The organism is Streptomyces sp. NPDC014894 (assembly GCF_043080985.1).
Classification (GTDB): domain Bacteria; phylum Actinomycetota; class Actinomycetes; order Streptomycetales; family Streptomycetaceae; genus Streptomyces.
Genome location: NZ_JBIBWD010000012.1, coordinates 173,308 through 188,965 on the forward strand (window position 1 = coordinate 173,308; position 15,658 = coordinate 188,965).

At 74.2% G+C, this 15,658-nt stretch carries 13 protein-coding genes; 5 read left to right on the top strand and 8 right to left on the bottom strand.

What is annotated here, in order from left to right:
* Positions 1-81 precede the first annotated feature (81 nt).
* Positions 82-666 carry an HAD family hydrolase gene (locus ACF089_RS27275; RefSeq protein ID WP_392031896.1) on the top strand — a complete coding sequence of 195 codons (585 nt, stop codon included), beginning with the start codon at positions 82-84 and terminating at the stop codon, positions 664-666.
* On the opposite strand, the gene ACF089_RS27280 is transcribed toward ACF089_RS27275, so the two are convergent.
* Positions 663-899, bottom strand: a complete 237-nt coding sequence (locus tag ACF089_RS27280; RefSeq protein ID WP_392031731.1) for a hypothetical protein — start codon at positions 897-899, stop codon at positions 663-665. The two genes, ACF089_RS27275 and ACF089_RS27280, sit on opposite strands and share 4 nt — an antisense overlap.
* 178 nt (positions 900-1,077) lie before the next feature.
* Between ACF089_RS27280 and ACF089_RS27285 the strand changes: the two genes are divergently transcribed.
* A complete protein-coding gene (locus ACF089_RS27285; protein ID WP_392031734.1) occupies positions 1,078-1,461 on the top strand; it encodes a cold-shock protein in 384 nt (127 codons plus the stop codon).
* 131 nt (positions 1,462-1,592) lie between these two features.
* Here ACF089_RS27285 and ACF089_RS27290 read toward each other — a convergent pair whose 3' ends face one another.
* The 4 genes from ACF089_RS27290 to ACF089_RS27305 form a co-directional block, all read right to left on the bottom strand.
* Complete coding sequence (locus tag ACF089_RS27290; RefSeq protein ID WP_392031737.1) at positions 1,593-2,435, bottom strand: 1,4-dihydroxy-6-naphthoate synthase; 843 nt, start codon at positions 2,433-2,435, stop codon at positions 1,593-1,595.
* Positions 2,432-3,094 (bottom strand): futalosine hydrolase, encoded by a 663-nt coding sequence (locus ACF089_RS27295; protein WP_392031899.1) that lies wholly within the window; start codon positions 3,092-3,094, stop codon positions 2,432-2,434. Before ACF089_RS27295 ends, ACF089_RS27290 begins: the two co-directional genes overlap by 4 nt.
* A 17-nt stretch (positions 3,095-3,111) precedes the next feature.
* Positions 3,112-3,588 carry a DUF2771 domain-containing protein gene (locus tag ACF089_RS27300; protein WP_392031740.1) on the bottom strand — a complete coding sequence of 159 codons (477 nt, stop codon included), beginning with the start codon at positions 3,586-3,588 and terminating at the stop codon, positions 3,112-3,114.
* Between the two features lie 98 nt (positions 3,589-3,686).
* Positions 3,687-5,036: an MFS transporter gene (locus ACF089_RS27305; RefSeq protein ID WP_392031744.1), complete on the bottom strand. Its 1,350-nt coding sequence runs from the start codon at positions 5,034-5,036 to the stop codon at positions 3,687-3,689.
* Between the two features lie 325 nt (positions 5,037-5,361).
* Between ACF089_RS27305 and ACF089_RS27310 the strand changes: the two genes are divergently transcribed.
* From ACF089_RS27310 to ACF089_RS27320, 3 genes are all read left to right on the top strand, one after another.
* Positions 5,362-6,297: a DUF3027 domain-containing protein gene (locus ACF089_RS27310; RefSeq protein ID WP_392031747.1), complete on the top strand. Its 936-nt coding sequence runs from the start codon at positions 5,362-5,364 to the stop codon at positions 6,295-6,297.
* A 1,068-nt stretch (positions 6,298-7,365) separates the two neighbouring features.
* Positions 7,366-10,503, top strand: coding sequence for a sacsin N-terminal ATP-binding-like domain-containing protein (locus ACF089_RS27315; protein WP_392031750.1), 3,138 nt, complete (start codon positions 7,366-7,368; stop codon positions 10,501-10,503).
* 114 nt (positions 10,504-10,617) lie between these two features.
* Positions 10,618-11,415, top strand: coding sequence for a hypothetical protein (locus tag ACF089_RS27320; protein WP_392031753.1), 798 nt, complete (start codon positions 10,618-10,620; stop codon positions 11,413-11,415).
* Positions 11,416-11,434: 19 nt separating this feature from the next.
* On the opposite strand, the gene ACF089_RS27325 is transcribed toward ACF089_RS27320, so the two are convergent.
* The 3 genes from ACF089_RS27325 to ACF089_RS27335 form a co-directional block, all read right to left on the bottom strand.
* Complete coding sequence (locus ACF089_RS27325; protein WP_392031756.1) at positions 11,435-11,959, bottom strand: hypothetical protein; 525 nt, start codon at positions 11,957-11,959, stop codon at positions 11,435-11,437.
* Positions 11,960-12,235: 276 nt separating this feature from the next.
* Positions 12,236-14,761: an HAD-IC family P-type ATPase gene (locus ACF089_RS27330; protein WP_392031759.1), complete on the bottom strand. Its 2,526-nt coding sequence runs from the start codon at positions 14,759-14,761 to the stop codon at positions 12,236-12,238.
* A gap of 543 nt (positions 14,762-15,304) precedes the next feature.
* Entirely contained in the window at positions 15,305-15,583 is a 279-nt protein-coding gene (locus tag ACF089_RS27335; RefSeq protein ID WP_392031761.1) for a DUF2530 domain-containing protein, read from the bottom strand.
* Between the last annotated feature and the right edge of the window lie 75 nt (positions 15,584-15,658).

Consider the following 15,658-nt stretch of genomic DNA (forward strand, 5'->3'; position numbering starts at 1 on the left):
GCCCCGGACCCGCTCCGCGCCCCGGCCCCGGACGCCCGATCCCTGGCCGCCGAACCCTTCACCGTGGGCTTCGACCTCGATATGACCCTGATCGACTCCCGCCCCGGCATCCGCGCCGCCTATCGCGCGCTCACCGCCGAGACGGGGGTGTGGATCGACGCGGACCTCGCCGTCACCCGGCTGGGCCCGCCCCTGGAGCAGGAGCTGGCGCACTGGTTTCCCGATGATCAGATTCAGGCCATGGGCGACCGCTACCGCGAGCTGTACCCGGCGTACGCGATCGAGCCCACCCGGGCGCTGCCCGGCGCCCGTGAGGCCGTCGCCGCGGTCCGGGCCGCCGGCGGCCGGGCGATCGTCGTCACGGCCAAGCACGAGCCGAACGCGGTGCTCCACCTCGACGCCCTCGGCATCGCCCCCGACGCGGTCATCGGCTGGCTCTGGGCCGAGGCCAAGGCGGAGGCGCTGCGCGAGCACGGCGCGAGCGTCTACGTCGGCGACCACCTCGGCGACGTACGCGGCGCGCATACCGCGAGCGCCCTCTCCGTCGCCGTGCCCACCGGACCGTGCACCGCCGATGAGCTGCGGAAAGAAGGCGCGGACGTGGTCCTCGGCGATCTCACCGAATTCCCCGCGTGGCTGCGCGGCCACCTCGCCGCGAAGGGCTAGGCGACGGACTTCGCGGCGCGCCGCTGAGCCGCGATCGAACGCAGCACCCCCGCCCCGGAGATCATGAAGCCGACGCCCATCAGCATGCACACCCCGTAGGCGATCGGCGGAAAGGGCTCGGTGCCCAGAAAGAGCGGCGCCATGGTGACCAGAGTGGCCACTGCGCCGACGATGAAGACAATGCCACCGGTACGGACCAGTCCGTCACCCGGCGCGGTAGGAGTAGCAGTCATCCAGCCAGGGTAGTTCCCAGCGGGTAGGAACCGATCGGCGACGTCTTGTCAGCGGCCCCTGGACCATTAGCCTTGGGGCAGCGGGTCGGACGGCCCGCCGCGGTGCTTCCCGAGCCGAATTCGGCGACACGCTTCCGGCGGCCCCAGCGCCCCAATGAGTACGAGGACGAGGACAGACGTGCCCACCGGCAAGGTCAAATGGTTCAACAGCGAGAAAGGCTTCGGCTTTCTCTCCCGTGACGACGGCGGCGACGTCTTCGTGCACTCGTCCGTGCTGCCCGACGGGGTCGATTCGCTCAAGCCCGGTCAGCGTGTCGAATTCGGCGTGGTCGCCGGCCAGCGCGGCGACCAGGCCCTCTCCGTGACGATTCTCGACCCCACCCCGTCCGTCGCGGCGGCCCAGCGGCGCAAGCCGGACGAGCTGGCCTCCATCGTGCAGGACCTGACGACGCTGCTGGAGAACATCACCCCGATGCTGGAGCGCGGTCGCTACCCCGACAAGGCGCACGGCGCGAAGATCGCGGGCCTGCTGCGCGCGGTGGCCGACCAGCTCGACGTCTGATCCCCTCGGCGCGTCGGCCTCCCGACGCGCCGCCGCGTCCCTCCCCGGGACAGTCCGGCGGCCTCCCGCGGGGACGCCGCCGCCCCCGTGCCCGTACGGACGCCCGACGGCCCGGACCGACCGCCCGCACGTCAGCCGAGGGCGAGCGCCCCGGGAGCCAGCGGCGGTACGAGTCCCTCGGCCGCCGCCCGGGTGAGCAGCCCGCGGACCGCCGCGTAGCCGTCCTCCCCGAGATCCGCGGTGAACTCGTTGACGTACAGCCCGATGTGCTGGTCCGCCACCGCCGGATCCATCTCCTGGGCGTGCTCGCGGACATACGGGCGGGACGCCTCCGGGTCGTCCCACGCCATCCGCACCGAGGCCCGGGCCGAGGCCGCCAGCAGCTCCAGCGTCTCGCGGCCCAGCGACCGCCGGGCGATGATCGCGCCAAGCGGGATGGGCAGCCCGGTGACGGTCTCCCAGTGCTCGCCCAGATCGGCCAGGCGGCGCAGCCCGTACGACCCGTAGGTGAACCGGGCCTCGTGGATGACGAGTCCGGCGTCGACCTTCCCGTCCCGCACCGCGGGCATGATCTCGTGGAACGGCATCACGACCACCTCGCCGACCCCGCCGGGGACCTGGTCGGCGGCCCAGAGCCGGAACAGCAGATACGCCGTCGAACGCTCGCTCGGCACCGCGACGGTCCGCCCCCGCAGATCCCCGGACGCGCCCTCGCGGGTGAGCACCAGCGGCCCGCAGCCCCGGCCCAGCGCGCCGCCGCAGGGCAGCAGCGCGTACTCGTCCAGCACCCACGGCAGCACGGCGTACGACACCTTCAGCACGTCGCCCTCACCGCGTTCGGCCATGCCGTTGGTGATGTCGATGTCCGCGAACGTGACGTCCAGCTCGGGCGCGCCGGGGACCCGGCCGTGCGCCCACGCGTCGAACACGAAGGTGTCGTTGGGGCAGGGCGAGTACGCGATCCGCAGGGTCATGACGTCTCCTCGAAGAGCGGTCCGAGCCGTTCGAAGCCGGTGCGCAGCGCGGCCAGCGCGTCGCCGACGCGCCAGGCGGCGCGGTCGCGCGGGCCCACCGCGTTCGAGATCGCCCGGATCTCCAGCACCGGGACGCCGTGCGCGGCGGCGGCCTCGGCGACGCCGAAGCCCTCCATCGCCTCGGCGGCGGCCCGGGGGTGACGTGCGCTCAGCTCGGCGGCGCGGGCGGCCGTGCCGGTCACCGTGGAGACGGTCAGCACCGGCGCGACGAGGGCTCCGGTCGCGTCGGCGACGCGGGCGGCCAGGGCGGCGGGCGGCAGATGGGCGGTGCGGCCGAAGCCGAGTTCTTCGACGGTCAGAAAGCCGTCGGGGGTGTCGGCGCCCAGATCGGCGGCGACGATCGCGTCGGCGACCACCAGGGAGCCGACGGGCGCGTGGGGCCGGAAGCCGCCGCCGATTCCGGCGGAGACGACCAGACCGTACGGGGCGTTCGAGGCGGCGGCGCGGGCCAGCGCCGTGGCGGTGGACGCGGCGGCGGCGGCCGGTCCGACCCCGCCGGCCAGCACCGTGGGGCCGGTCCGCGCCCGCTGCCCGGCCGCGAGCCCGGCGGCGGCGGACTCCGCCTCCGCCGTCACCGCGGTCACCACCAGTACGCGCACGACCGGGCCCGCCGGGGTCACTTCTTCTCGAGCGTGAACAGCCAGATGCCGATGAGCTTCTTGCCGTCCGTCTCGACGATGCTGATCTTCGTCTTGTTGGTGGTCTCGCCGGTCTGCGAGGTGAAGAAGGCGCTCGCGGGGATGGTCCGGTACGTCTTCTTGAACGGCTCCTGCTCGGCGGGCTGTCCGCCGATGAACAGGGTCCAGCCGTTCTCCGCGATCTCCGGGTCGACACCGAAGCGGATCTTGTCGTCCAGCGAGACCTTGACGGTCTTTCCGCTGTCCTTGTTCAGGCAGCCCTGGACCAGGGACTCCTTGATGGCCTTGCCGTCGTTGTAGCAGGCGGCCTCGGAGTTGACGGACTCCGTCCCGACCGTGACGGTCGCGAGCGGCGTCGGCTTTTCGCAGGCCGAGAGGACGAGGAGCCCGGCGGAGACGGCGCCGATGGTGGCAGCGGCCCGGCGGCGCTTGCCCGAGAAGAACGCAACGGTCATGGCCGAAAGGCTATCGGTCCCGCCTGCCCTTCCCGCGCGGGGGTCCGGCGCGCCGTCCGCCCGGTCCGCGGGGCCGGCCCCGTGACCCGCCGCCGCGCTCACGCCACCCGGGGCCTGGACCGGCCGCTCTGCCGCCCCGCCCCCACCAGACCGGGGGCCGCCAGCGCCGCCCCCGTACCGACGATGCCCGCCGCGACCGACATCCCCAGCACCCCGTTCAGCGGCAGCACGATCCCGATCGCACCGCCCACCACCCACGACATCTGGAGCAGCGTCTCCGAGCGGGCGAACGCCGACGTCCGCACCTCCTCGGGGACATCGCGCTGGATCAGCGCGTCCAGCGACAGCTTCGCCAGCGCCTGGCAGAGCCCCGCCGTCGCGGCGAGCACCGCCACCATCCCGGCCCCGAAGAACACCGCCGCGCCCGTCGCCGCCAGCGGCACCAGCCCGAGCACCGCCGCGATGATCATCTCCGGGCGGCGGGTCCGCAGCCAGGCCCCGACGGCCGTCCCCAGGGCGTTGCCCAGCCCCGCGGCGACGCCCACGATGCCCAGCGACACGGCCGCGCTCTGCCCGGCCAGCGGATGATCCCGCAGCAGGAACGCGAGGAAGAAGATGAGAAACCCGGAGAGCATCCGGAAGGACGCGTTCGCCTGGAGTCCGTGCAGCACCGACGGGCCGACCGTCCGCAGACTCGGCCGCTTCGTGCCGTGCGGCAGGATCACCGCCTTGCGCTCGCCCTTCGCCGAATCCACCTTCGGCGGCAGCCGCAGCGCCCAGTACGTGCCGAGCGCGAACAGCGCGCACGCCCCGTACAGCGTCCACTCCGGACCGATCCGGTGCAGCGCCGCGCCGATCGGCGCCGCCGCGCCCGTCGCCAGCAGGCCCGCCAGAGTGACCCGGGAGTTCGCCTTCACCAGCGAGAAGGCGGGCGGCAGCAGCCGGGGCACCACGGCGCTGCGGACCACCCCGTACGCCTTGGAGGCGACCAGCACCCCCAGGGCCGCCGGATACAGCTCCAGACCGCCCGTGGCCACCGCCCCGGACAGACCCAGCGCCAGCAGCGCCCGGGTCAGCATCGCCGCCGCCATCGCCGCCCGGCGGCCGTGCGGGATCCGGTCCAGCAGCGGGCCGATCACCGGGGCGAGCAGGGCGAAGGGGGCGAGGGTGATGGCGAGGTACAGGGTGACCCGGCCGCGCGCCTCGTCGGTCGGCACCGAGAAGAAGACCGTGGACGCCAGCGCGACGGTGATCATGACATCGCCCGCGCCGTTCACCGCGTGCAGCTCGATCAGTCTTCCGAGGCCCGACTCGCCCGCGCCGTGCGCGTGCGTCGCCCTCCGGATCCGTCGGGCGGTGCAGGTGAAAGGCGCGCGCAGGGCACGGCCCACCGCCCGGCCCGCTCTGGAGAGCGCTCCGGGCCCTTCGGACGACCTGGCGGCTGCCACCTCGCCATACTGCCCCAAGCTCCTGTGAGAACACGTGCGATGCGCCGGAGTCGGGGCCCGGTCGCCCCCTCGGCGGACCTCTTGTTGGAGCGCGCAGGTGGGCGCGGGGCTGTGGAAGGGGTAGCGTGCGTAGCGCGCCACCGGCGATTGTTCTCGGCCGCGCGCCTCTTCGGCATCCCGCAGAATGGATGGCGGTAGGTGTGCCCGGGACGGGTTGGTCTGGGCGCGGACGTCGATGCGGCCCCCTGGTCCGCTCCGCCTGCGGCCCGTACCTCACGACTCGGCAGGCGCACCCGTGAGACGGCGTAGGAGAGAAGCGAGACCTGTGAGTGCTGCGACGACGCGAAGCCGAACCCCCGACCGTCTGTGCGCCGAGGCGGTAGACCTCGCCCGGTCGGCCGCAGAGGAGACCGCGGCCCCGGGGGTGGTGGGCGAGCATGTGTCCCTTGTCTCGGAGGGGGAGCGGGTCGTCACCCACTTCTTCGAGTGCAAGGAACCCGGCTACCGGGGCTGGCGCTGGGCCGTGACGGTCGCGAGAGCCTCCCGCGCCAAGAACGTCACCCTCGACGAGACCGTGCTGCTGCCCGGGCCCGACGCGCTGCTCGCGCCCGAGTGGGTGCCCTGGAGCGAGCGGCTGCGGCCGGGGGACCTGGGCCCCGGGGACCTGCTGCCCACCGAGGCGGAGGATCTCCGGCTGGAGCCGGGCTTCACCGGCGAGGACGCGCCCCCGCCGAACTCGGTGCTCGCCGGGACCTCGCCCGATCTCGCCGAGCGGGTCGAGGCCGAGGACGCGGAGCTGATCGACCGGGCCCCCGCGGACACCGTCGCGAACGCCCGCGGGGAGATCGCGGCGGTCGCGGAGGAGCTGGGCATGCGGCGGGCGCGGGTGCTGTCGCGCTACGGGCTGCATGTCGCCGCGGACCGCTGGGAGGAGTCCTTCGGGGCGAAGACCCCGATGGCGCAGGCCGCGCCGGCGGCGTGTGTGACCTGTGGGTTCCTGATGCCGATCGCCGGGTCGCTGGGGCAGGCGTTCGGGGTGTGCGCGAATGAGTTCTCGCCGGCGGACGGGAGGGTGGTGTCGCTGTCGTACGGGTGCGGTGGGCATTCGGAGGCGGCCGTGATGCCGAAGGCGCCGCAGCCGCCGCTGCCGGTCTTCGACTCGCTCGCCACCGACGCCTTCCCCCTCGGCCCCGACCGCGACCCCGACTCCGGCTCCGTCCTCACCACCACCTCCCCCGACGACGACCTCGGCCACTCCTAGCCCCCTGCCCGGGAGCCCCCGCCCTTCAGGTGCTCTGAGCGGCGGGGTGGGGTTTGTGTGCGCGCGCGGGTGCGTGTGTCCTCAAGCGCCGGACGGGCTGGGTTGTTCGGGCAGCCGTGGGGATTTCAGCCCCTCCGGCGTTTGAGGAGCGGGGTTCGGGGCGGAGCCCCGGGGTGGGGTGGGGCTCGGTGTGTCCGGGTGCGGGCTCCCGGGGTGCGGGTCCGTCCTCAAGCGCCGGACGGGCTGAGGAGCCGCCGGGCTCGGGCTCCCGGGATACAGGTCCGTCCTCAAGCGCCGGACGGGCTGGTTGTCGTCTGGTTCGGGCTCCCGGGATACGGGTCCGTCCTCAATCGCCGGACGGACTGGGAGGCCGCTGGGCTTCCGGACGGGGTGGGATCGAGGCGGTACGGGGTCCGTGCTCGGCCGCCGGGTCGTTGGGATCGACGCGCCCTGGGGTGTCCTCAATCGCCGGACGGGCTCATACCGCCCCCCGATGCCCCGATCCTGAGCCCCATCCCCTCCGTCACCGCCCTCCTTGACCCCGAACGGTGCACCACCCCCACCCCGTCCGCCCCCAGACCCCGGACCGTTTGCCACCCCAGCCCGTCCGGCGTTTGAGGACGGACCTTGGGCCTGGTGCCTGATGGGGGCGAGGTCGCCATTTGCAGCCCGTCCGGCGTTTGAGGACGGACCTGTATCCCGGGGTCCCGGGCCGGACGACTTCCCAGCCCGTCCGGCGTTTGAGGACGGACCTGTATCCCGGGGTCCCGGGCCCGGCGATTCCCCAGCCCGTCCGGCGTTTGAGGACGGACCTGCACCCCGGGGTCCCGGGCCAATCGACTCCTCAGCCCGTCCGGCGTTTGAGGACGGACCTGCACCCCGGGGTCCCGGGCCAATCGACTCCCCAGCCTGTCCGGCGTTTGAGGACGGACCTGTATCCCGGGGCCCCGGGGCGAGCCCGGACCCCGGGTCCGCCGGGGGGTGGAGAGGCCGACCGGGTGTACGCGGTACCTTCACCGGGGGCCAATCGGCACAGCACAACGCACAGCCCACAGAGCGGAGCACAGCGTGAGCGTCACTACCACTGAGTGGGCCGATCCCTTCGGAACCGCGCGCCTGCGGCGCGGAGTGCTCGACGCCTGGACCGCGAGCCCCGCCCGCTTCCGGGAGGACGCCAACGCCGAGGAGGACCTCGTCCTCGGCGGCTACCGCGACCGCCTCGTCGTCGAACTCGCCCAGAACGCCGCCGACGCCGCCGCCCGCACCGGCGCCCCCGGCCGCCTCCGCCTCACCCTCAGGCCCGCCGAGGGCGACTCCCCGGCCGTCCTGGCGGTCGCCAACACCGGCGCCCCCCTCGACGCCGCCGGCACCGAGTCCCTCAGCACCCTGCGCGCCTCCGCCAAACGCGGCGACGACAGCGTCGGCCGCTTCGGCGTCGGCTTCGCCGCCGTCCTCGCCGTCAGCGACGAACCCGCCGTCCTCGGCCGGAACGGTGGCGTCCGCTGGTCCCTCGCCGAGGCCAGGTCCCTCACCGAGGAGGCCGCCGCCGCCACCCCCGGCCTCGCCGACGAACTCCGCCGCCGCGACGGCCAGGTCCCCCTGCTGCGCCTCCCGCTGCCCGCCGAGGGCCCCGCCCCCGACGGCTACGACACCGTCGTCGTCCTCCCGCTGCGCGACGGCGCGGCCGTCGACCTCGTGGAGCGCCTGCTCACCGCCGTCGACGACGCCCTCCTCCTCACCCTCCCCGGCCTCGCCGAGATCGCGATCGAGACCACCGAGGGCGTACGGACCCTGCGGCGCTCCGCCGAGGGCCCCTACGTCCGCGTCCGGGACAGCGAGCACGGCGAGGGCCGCTGGCGGTCCGTCACCCACACCGGCCCCCTCGACGCGGAACTGCTCAAGGACCGCCCGATCGAGGAGCGGCTGCGCCCCCACTGGTCCGTCACCTGGGCCGTGCCCGTGGACGCCGACGGCGCGCCCGTCCGGCCGCGTACCGCCCCCGTCGTCCACGCGCCGACCCCGACCGACGAGCCGCTCGGCGTACCGGCCCTGCTGATCGCCTCCTTCCCGCTGGACACCACCCGCCGCCACCCCGCCCCCGGGCCCCTCACCGACTTCGTGGTCCGCCGCTCGGCCGAGGCGTACGCCGGACTCCTGGCCGACTGGCGGCCGGTGACCACCGGTCTCATCGACCTGGTCCCGGGCCCCCTCGGCAAGGGCGAGCTGGACGGCGCGCTGCGCGCCGCGATCCTGGAGCTGCTGCCGCGCACCGCGTTCCTGGAGGCCGCCGCCCCCCGGGACGACGCGGACGAGGAGGACACCGGACTCCCCGGCCGCAGCGCCCCCGCCGCGCTGCGGCCCATCGAGGCCGAGGTGCTGGAGGGCGCCGGCGCGGACACCGTACGCGTGCTCGCCGAGGTGCTGCCGAGCCTGCTGCCCGCGGGCCTGGAGCGCCGGGCCGAGCTGCGCACCCTCGGCGTCGCCCGGGTCCCGCTCACCGAGGCCGTGGACCGCCTGGCCGGTCTGGAGCGCGAACCCTCCTGGTGGCGCAGGCTCTACGACAGCCTCGCGGGCGTCGACCCGGAACGCCTCTCCGGCCTCCCCGTCCCGCTGACCGATCTGCGGACCGTCATCGGCCCCCGGCAGACCCTGCTCCCGCTCGCCGACACGCCCGGCCATCTCGCCCGGCTGGGGCTCAAGGTCGTCCACCCGGACGCCGCCCACCCCCTGCTGGAGAAGCTCGGCGCGCTCCCCGCCACCCCCCGTGCCGTGCTGACCACTCCTCAGGTCCGCGCCGCCGTCGCCGGCTCGCTCGACGCGGGCGAGGTCTGGGACGAGGACGCACTGGACGCCGACGAGCTGATCGACACCGTGCTCGCGCTGGTGCGGGACGCGGATCTGGAACCGGGCGACGAGCCCTGGCTCGGCGCGCTCGCCCTCCCCGACGAAGAGGGCGAGCCCACCCCGGCGGGCGAGCTGGTGCTCCCCGGCAGCCCCTTCGCCCAGGTGATGCGCGAGGACGAACTCGCGCTCTGCGACGCCGACCTCGCCGCCCGCTGGGGCGAGCACCCGCTGGCCGCCTGCGGAGTGCTGGCCGACTTCACCCTCGTACGCGCCACGGACGTCGTCCTGGACCCGGACGAGCTGGAGCCCCGCGACGGCGACTACGCCGAACCGGACGACGCCGGACTGCTGGACGCCGTCGACGTGTGGTGCGAGGACGTGCTCGACCGGCTGCCCGACACCCCCGTACCGCCGGTCGCCACCGAGATCGTCGCCGTCCGCGATCTCGACCTGGTGGACGACGACCACTGGCCGCGGGCCCTGGCGCTGCTCGCCCGGCCGCCGCTGCGCGACGCGCTCACCCAGCCGGTGCGCGTACTGCTCCCCGACGGCACCACCCAGTCCGTACGCTCCTACACCGCCTGGTGGCTGCGCGACCACCCCGTGCTGGACGGCCGCCGCCCCGCCGGACTGCGGGCCGCGGGCGGCGACCCGCTGCTGGACGGCCTGTACGAGCCGGTGGACGCCCGGGGCTTTGACGACACCCAGGTGCTGAGGGCGCTCGGGGTGCGGACCTCGGCCGCCGATCTGCTGGACGAGCCGGGCGGCGCCGCCGAGCTGCTGGGCCGCCTCGCGGACCCGGAGCGCCCGGTGCGCCCCGCCCAGCTGCACGGTCTGTACGGCGCGCTGGCGGACGTGGACCCCGAGCAGGTCACCCTCCCCGACGAGCTGCGGGCCGTCGTGGACGGCCGGACGCGGGTCGTGGACGCGCGCGACGCGGTGGTCGCGGACGCCCCCGATCTGCTGCCGCTCACCGGCGGGATCCCGCTGCTCCCGGTCGCCCCGGAGCGCGCCGCGGACCTGGCCGAGCTGCTCCAGGTCCGCCGGCTGAGCGAGATCCTCCCGGCGGAGGTGACCACCGAGGGCGAGGAGCACGAGGTGCCGGACTCCGTCCGGGTGCTGCTCGGCCCCGCCGCCCCGGTCTCGTACACCGAGCACGAGGAGCTGGTCGCGGGCGGCGTGGAGCTGCCCTGGCGGCGCACGCCCGACGGGGTGCTGCACGCCTCGACGGTGGAGGGCGTGGCGGCCGGACTGGCCTGGGCGGCGGGGCAGTGGCCCCGGCGCTTCGAGGTCGCGGCGCTGCTGGAGGATCCCTCGCGTACGGAGGAGCTGGCCCGGGACCGCTGGTTCGACCCCAGCTGACCGGCCGGCGCGGTACGGGCCCGGCCGGCCCGGTCCCGTACCACTGCTCCGGTGACCGCTGCGGTGGCCGAAAACCGCTTGGGACGGCCGGTGCGCGCATGGTTGGTTGAGCCGGTGACCGACGACAGGCGCACCCCTGAGAACACCGCAGCCGCCGAGGAGTACGCCGCGCTGCTGGGCCGTACCAGACGCGACCGGCGGGTCCTCGGGCTGGTGCTCACCGGCTCCCGGGCCCGCGAGGGCACCGCCACCGAGGGTTCCGACTACGACGTGTACATCGTCGCGGCGGACGGACCGGAGGGCGCGCCCCTCGCGGCCGAGTCCCGCCGGGACGGGCGGCTGGATGTGATGGTGCTGCCGCTGGCCGAGTTCCGCGCCCACGCCCTGCCCGGTTCCGGGACCGAGTGGAATCGTTACGCCTTCGCCCACGCCGAGGTGGCGAAGGACACCGCCGGCGGGCTGATCGCCGAACTCGTCGCCGCCAAGGGCCGGCTCTCCCCGGCGGAGGCCGCCGCGATCGCCCCGGAGTTCCTGGACGCCTTCCTCAACAGCGTCTACCGCGCGCTGAAGAGCGACCGCGACGGCCGCGCGCTCGCGGCCCGCCTGGACGGCGCGGAGGCCGTGCCGTACTTCCTCGCCTATGTCTTCGCCCTGCACAACCGGGTCCGGCCGTACAACAAGTATCTGGAGTGGGAGCTGCGCCATCACCCGCTCAGCCGGCCGGAGTGGGCCCCGGACCGGCTGCTGCCGCTGCTGGCCCGGGCGCTGTCGGAGCAGGGGCCGTCCGCCGTGCGCGGGCTCTTCCGGGAACTGGAGCCGCACGCCCGCGCCTTCGGGCACGGACCGGTGCTGGACGCCTGGGGCGACGACGTGGGGCTGATGCGCGGGACGGCGGACTCGGAGGGGCCCTGAGCCGGGCGGGGCGGCTGGTTCAGGCGTTGACGAAGTCCTCCAGGATGCCGTCCAGTTCGGCGAGGGTCTGCTCCACCGTGGCGACCTCGCGCTGGTGCAGGATGCCGATGCAGGTGGCGGTGTACTCGGCGAGGTCCACGATGAGGTCGCAGAACCCCTCCTGGTCCTCGACGAAGGCGTCGGTGAGCACCTGCGCGGATCGCCGCATCGGATCCTCCAGTAGGAGACTGCGCATCACCAGGGTGATGTCCGGCGTCGTGCCGTCCGGGTCCATGTCGTCCTTGGCGGCGTCGAGATGGTCGAGGAAGGCCTCCGCCGACATGTTCCGCTGCTGGGCGAGGAGCATGGTGAGCCCCGTCGCGGAGACCGCCGCGCCGGTGGCGAGCAGGACCACCCGGCTGTTGCCGCCCTCGTCGGCGTCGGCGCGGGCCGCGGCGATCACCACCCGGCAGGCGGGGGAGTCGATCCGCAGCCGTGCCGTACGGGAGGCGGGGTCCATGGAGGCCCGGATCAGATCCATGACGGGCTGATGGGATTTCGGCATGAGCGCATGCTGACAGCCGCCGGACGCCGCTGTCGGCGACTCGGCAAACCCGGACGTCGCCGAACAATCGCGTTGAGGAAACAGACATCCCCCGACAGTCTCAGTCAGCCGCAGACAGCGCAGGCAGCCTCAGGCAAACACAGACGGGCACGGTCAGGCATCGACGGCGGCGGTCGGCCGAGGTCCGGGTCCTTGGCCGGCGGCTGTACGGGCGGGCCGCACGGGCCGGCTGTACGGGCTGTACGGGCTGTACGGGCTGTACGGGCGGGGCGGGGCTCAGGCGGGCTGTCTCCGGTCCACCCACCGCCAGCCGGCCTCCAGCAGCGCGGCCCCGGCCGCCGCGATCCCGACCGCCGCCCACGGCAGCACCGTCCCCACCAGCCTCAGCGCGAAGAAGTCCTGGAGCCACGGCACCGCCAGCACCACCACGAAACAGAGCCCCATCGCCGCCACCAGACCGACCCGCCACCAGGTGTAGGGCCGGGCGATGATCGCGAGGACCCACATCGAGACCAGGAACAGCGTCAGCGTCGCCGCGCTGGTCTCCGCCTCCAGCGCGCCCGGCCCGCTGTAGTGGGACCGGGCCAGCAGATAGGTGCAGAAGGTGGCCGCCGCCGCGATGACGCCCGCCGGGAAGGCGTACCGCATCACTCGCCGGACGAAGTGCGGCCGGGCGCGCTCCTTGTTGGGGGCGAGCGCGAGGAAGAACGCGGGCACCCCGATCGTCAGCGTGGACAGCAGCGTCAGATGCCGGGGCAGGAAGGGGTACTCGACCTGGCTGCACACCACCAGGATCGCCAGCAGCACCGAGTAGACCGTCTTGGTGAGGAAGAGGGTGGCGACCCGGGTGATGTTGCCGATCACCCGGCGGCCCTCGGCCACCACCGAGGGCAGGGTGGCGAAGCTGTTGTTCAGCAGCACGATCTGGGCGACGGCGCGGGTGGCCTCCGAGCCCGAGCCCATGGCCACGCCGATGTCCGCGTCCTTGAGCGCGAGGACGTCGTTGACGCCGTCGCCGGTCATGGCGACCGTGTGCCCCCGGGACTGGAGCGCCCCCACCATGTCCCGCTTCTGCCGGGGGGCGACCCGGCCGAAGACCGCGTGGGACTCCAGTTCGGCCGCCATCGCGGCGGGATCCTCGGGCAGGGTGCGCGCGTCGACGGTGTGGTCCGCGCCGGGGAGGCCGAGCTTGCCCGCCACCGCGCCCACGGAGACCGCGTTGTCGCCGGAGAGGACCTTGGCGGCCACCCCCTGCTCGTCGAAGTACCGCAGGGTGTCGGCGGCGTCGGGCCGCAGCCGCTGCTCCAGGACGACGAGCGCGGCGGGCTCCGTGCCCTCGGCGGCCTCGGGGGAGTCCAGCGGCCCGGCGGCCCGGGCCAGCAGCAGCACCCGCAGACCCTGTTCGTTGAGCCGGCCGATCCCGGCCGGCTCCGGGCGCCCGGGGGGCAGCAGCACATCGGGCGCGCCGAGCAGCCAGGTGACGGTCTCGCCGCCGTCCTCCTCGAAGCTCGCGCCGCTGTACTTGCGGGCGGAGGAGAAGGGCAGGGCGGCGGTGAGCCGCGCGGCGGAGTCCGCCGGGGCGGGGAAGGCGTCGACGATCGCCTGGAGGGAGGCGTTGGGGCGCGGGTCCGACGCCCCGAGCGCGCCGAGGACCGCGTGTACGGCCGACTCGTCCGCGCCGTTCAGCGGCCGTACCTCGGTGACGTCCATCCCGCCCTCGGTGAGGGTGCCGGTCTTGTCGAGACAGACCACGTTCACCCGGGCGAGTCCCTCGATGGCGGGCAGCTCCTGCACCAGGCACTGTTTGCGGCCCAGCCGGATCACCCCGATCGCGAAGGCGACGGAGGTCAGCAGGACCAGTCCCTCGGGGATCATCGGCACGATGCCGCCGACGGTCCGGGCGACGGAGTCCTTGAGGTCGGTGTCCTTGACGACGAGCTGGCTGATGACCAGCCCGGTCGCGGTCGGGACCATCATCCAGGTCACGTACTTGAGGATGGTGCTGATGCCGCCGCGCAGTTCGGAGTGGACGAGGGTGAAGCGGGACGCCTCCTCGGCGAGCTGGGCGGCGTACGCCTCCCGCCCCACCTTCGTCGCGGTGAACGCGCCGCCGCCCGCCACCACGAAGCTGCCCGACATCACGGGGTCGCCCGGCCGTTTCAGCACCGGGTCCGCCTCGCCGGTCAGCAGCGACTCGTCGATCTCCAGGCTCTCGGCCTCCGCGATCTCGCCGTCCACCACGACCTTGTCGCCGGGGCCCAGTTCCACGAGGTCGCCGAGGACGATCTCGGAGGTGGAGACCTCGGCGGCGGTCCCGTCACGCCGGACCGTGGGGCGGACCTCGCCGATGACCGCGAGCCCGTCCAGGGTCTTCTTGGCGCGCAGCTCCTGGATGATGCCGATGCCGGTGTTCGCGACGATCACAAAGCCGAACAGGCTGTCCTGGATCGGCGCCACGATCAGCATGATCACCCACAACACCCCGATCAGGGCGTTGAACCGGGTGAGGACATTCGCCCGGACGATCTCGCCCACAGACCGCGACGACCGCACCGGCACGTCATTGACCTCGCCCCGCGCCACCCGCTCCGCGACCTCGCCCGCGCTGAGGCCGCCGTGGCGGCGCCGGGGCGCGGGGGGCGGCACAGGATGCACAGGGTCCAGCTCCGCCCCGGCGTCAATGGGCATGCTCCCGGCCCCCCGGGCAGCCTCTGCCGCCTCTGCCTCCGCCGCCGCGTGCCCGGTGGCGGCCGGGTTGCTCGGGTCTGGGCCGTCCGTGGCGATGCCTGCCCGTTGGGTCATGGTTTGTACGGTACGGAAGGGGTGGGGGGATTACCCGTCGAGAGGGGTGGGGGTCTTTGGGGGGCTCCGCGTGTCGTCCGGCCCGGGATCCCGGGGTGCGGGTTCGTCCTCAATCGCCGGACGGGCTGGGGAGTCGCCGGGCTCGGGCCCCGCAGGTTCGTCCTTGAGCGCCGGGCGGGCTGGGGTTGGGGATTTCAGCCCCTCCGGCGTTTGAGGAGCGAGGTTCGGGGCGGAGCCCCGGGGTGGGGTGGGGCTTGGTGTGTCGGGTGCGGGCCCCTGGGGTGCGTGTCTGCCCTCAAGCGCCGGGCGGGCTGGGTGGGCTGGGTTGTTCGGGCAGTCGTGGGAATTTCAGCCCCTCCGGCGTTTGAGGAGCGGGGTTCGGGGCGGAGCCCCGGGGTGGGCTGGGGCTCGGTGTGTCCGGTGCGGCCCCCTGGGGCGCGGGTTCGTCCTCAAGCGCCGGACGGGCTGGGAGGTCGCCTGAGCGCGGGCCTCCCGGGGTGCGGGGGCGTCCTCAAGCGCCGACGGGCTGGGGTGTCGGCGCGGTCAGGGGGTGGGGGAGTCGGGCTGTGGCGGGGGTGAGGGGGCCGCGCGCTTGAGCGCGGCGTCGCGTTTGCGGACGTACCAGATCCCGATCAGCCCGAGCCCCGCCCCGGCCAGACACGTCCACACCCACCACAACAGATCGCGTTCCTCGAACCAGCCGTAGAACGGGATCTGCACCAGGAAGAGGACGAACCAGAGGATCGTGCCACCGGTGATGGTGGCGACCACCGGCCCCTCCAGGGGCTCGGGCGCCTCATGCTGCGGAGTCCACTTCGCCATGCGGACAGTGTAGGCACCCCGGGCCCGGGGGCCCGCCGACCCGGTCGGCCCAGTCGCCGCACGTATCTACGCGCG

Excerpts from the sequence above, each read along its gene's own strand:
- ACF089_RS27325 (WP_392031756.1), bottom strand. The coding sequence starts at position 11,959 with ATGCCGAAATCCCATCAGCCCGTCATGGATCTGATCCGGGCCTCCATG.
- ACF089_RS27335 (WP_392031761.1), bottom strand. The coding sequence starts at position 15,583 with ATGGCGAAGTGGACTCCGCAGCATGAGGCGCCCGAGCCCCTGGAGGGG.
- ACF089_RS27280 (WP_392031731.1), bottom strand. The coding sequence starts at position 899 with ATGACTGCTACTCCTACCGCGCCGGGTGACGGACTGGTCCGTACCGGT.
- ACF089_RS27290 (WP_392031737.1), bottom strand. The coding sequence starts at position 2,435 with ATGACCCTGCGGATCGCGTACTCGCCCTGCCCCAACGACACCTTCGTG.
- ACF089_RS27330 (WP_392031759.1), bottom strand. The coding sequence starts at position 14,761 with ATGACCCAACGGGCAGGCATCGCCACGGACGGCCCAGACCCGAGCAAC.
- ACF089_RS27300 (WP_392031740.1), bottom strand. The coding sequence starts at position 3,588 with ATGACCGTTGCGTTCTTCTCGGGCAAGCGCCGCCGGGCCGCTGCCACC.
- ACF089_RS27275 (WP_392031896.1), top strand. The coding sequence starts at position 82 with ATGACCCTGATCGACTCCCGCCCCGGCATCCGCGCCGCCTATCGCGCG.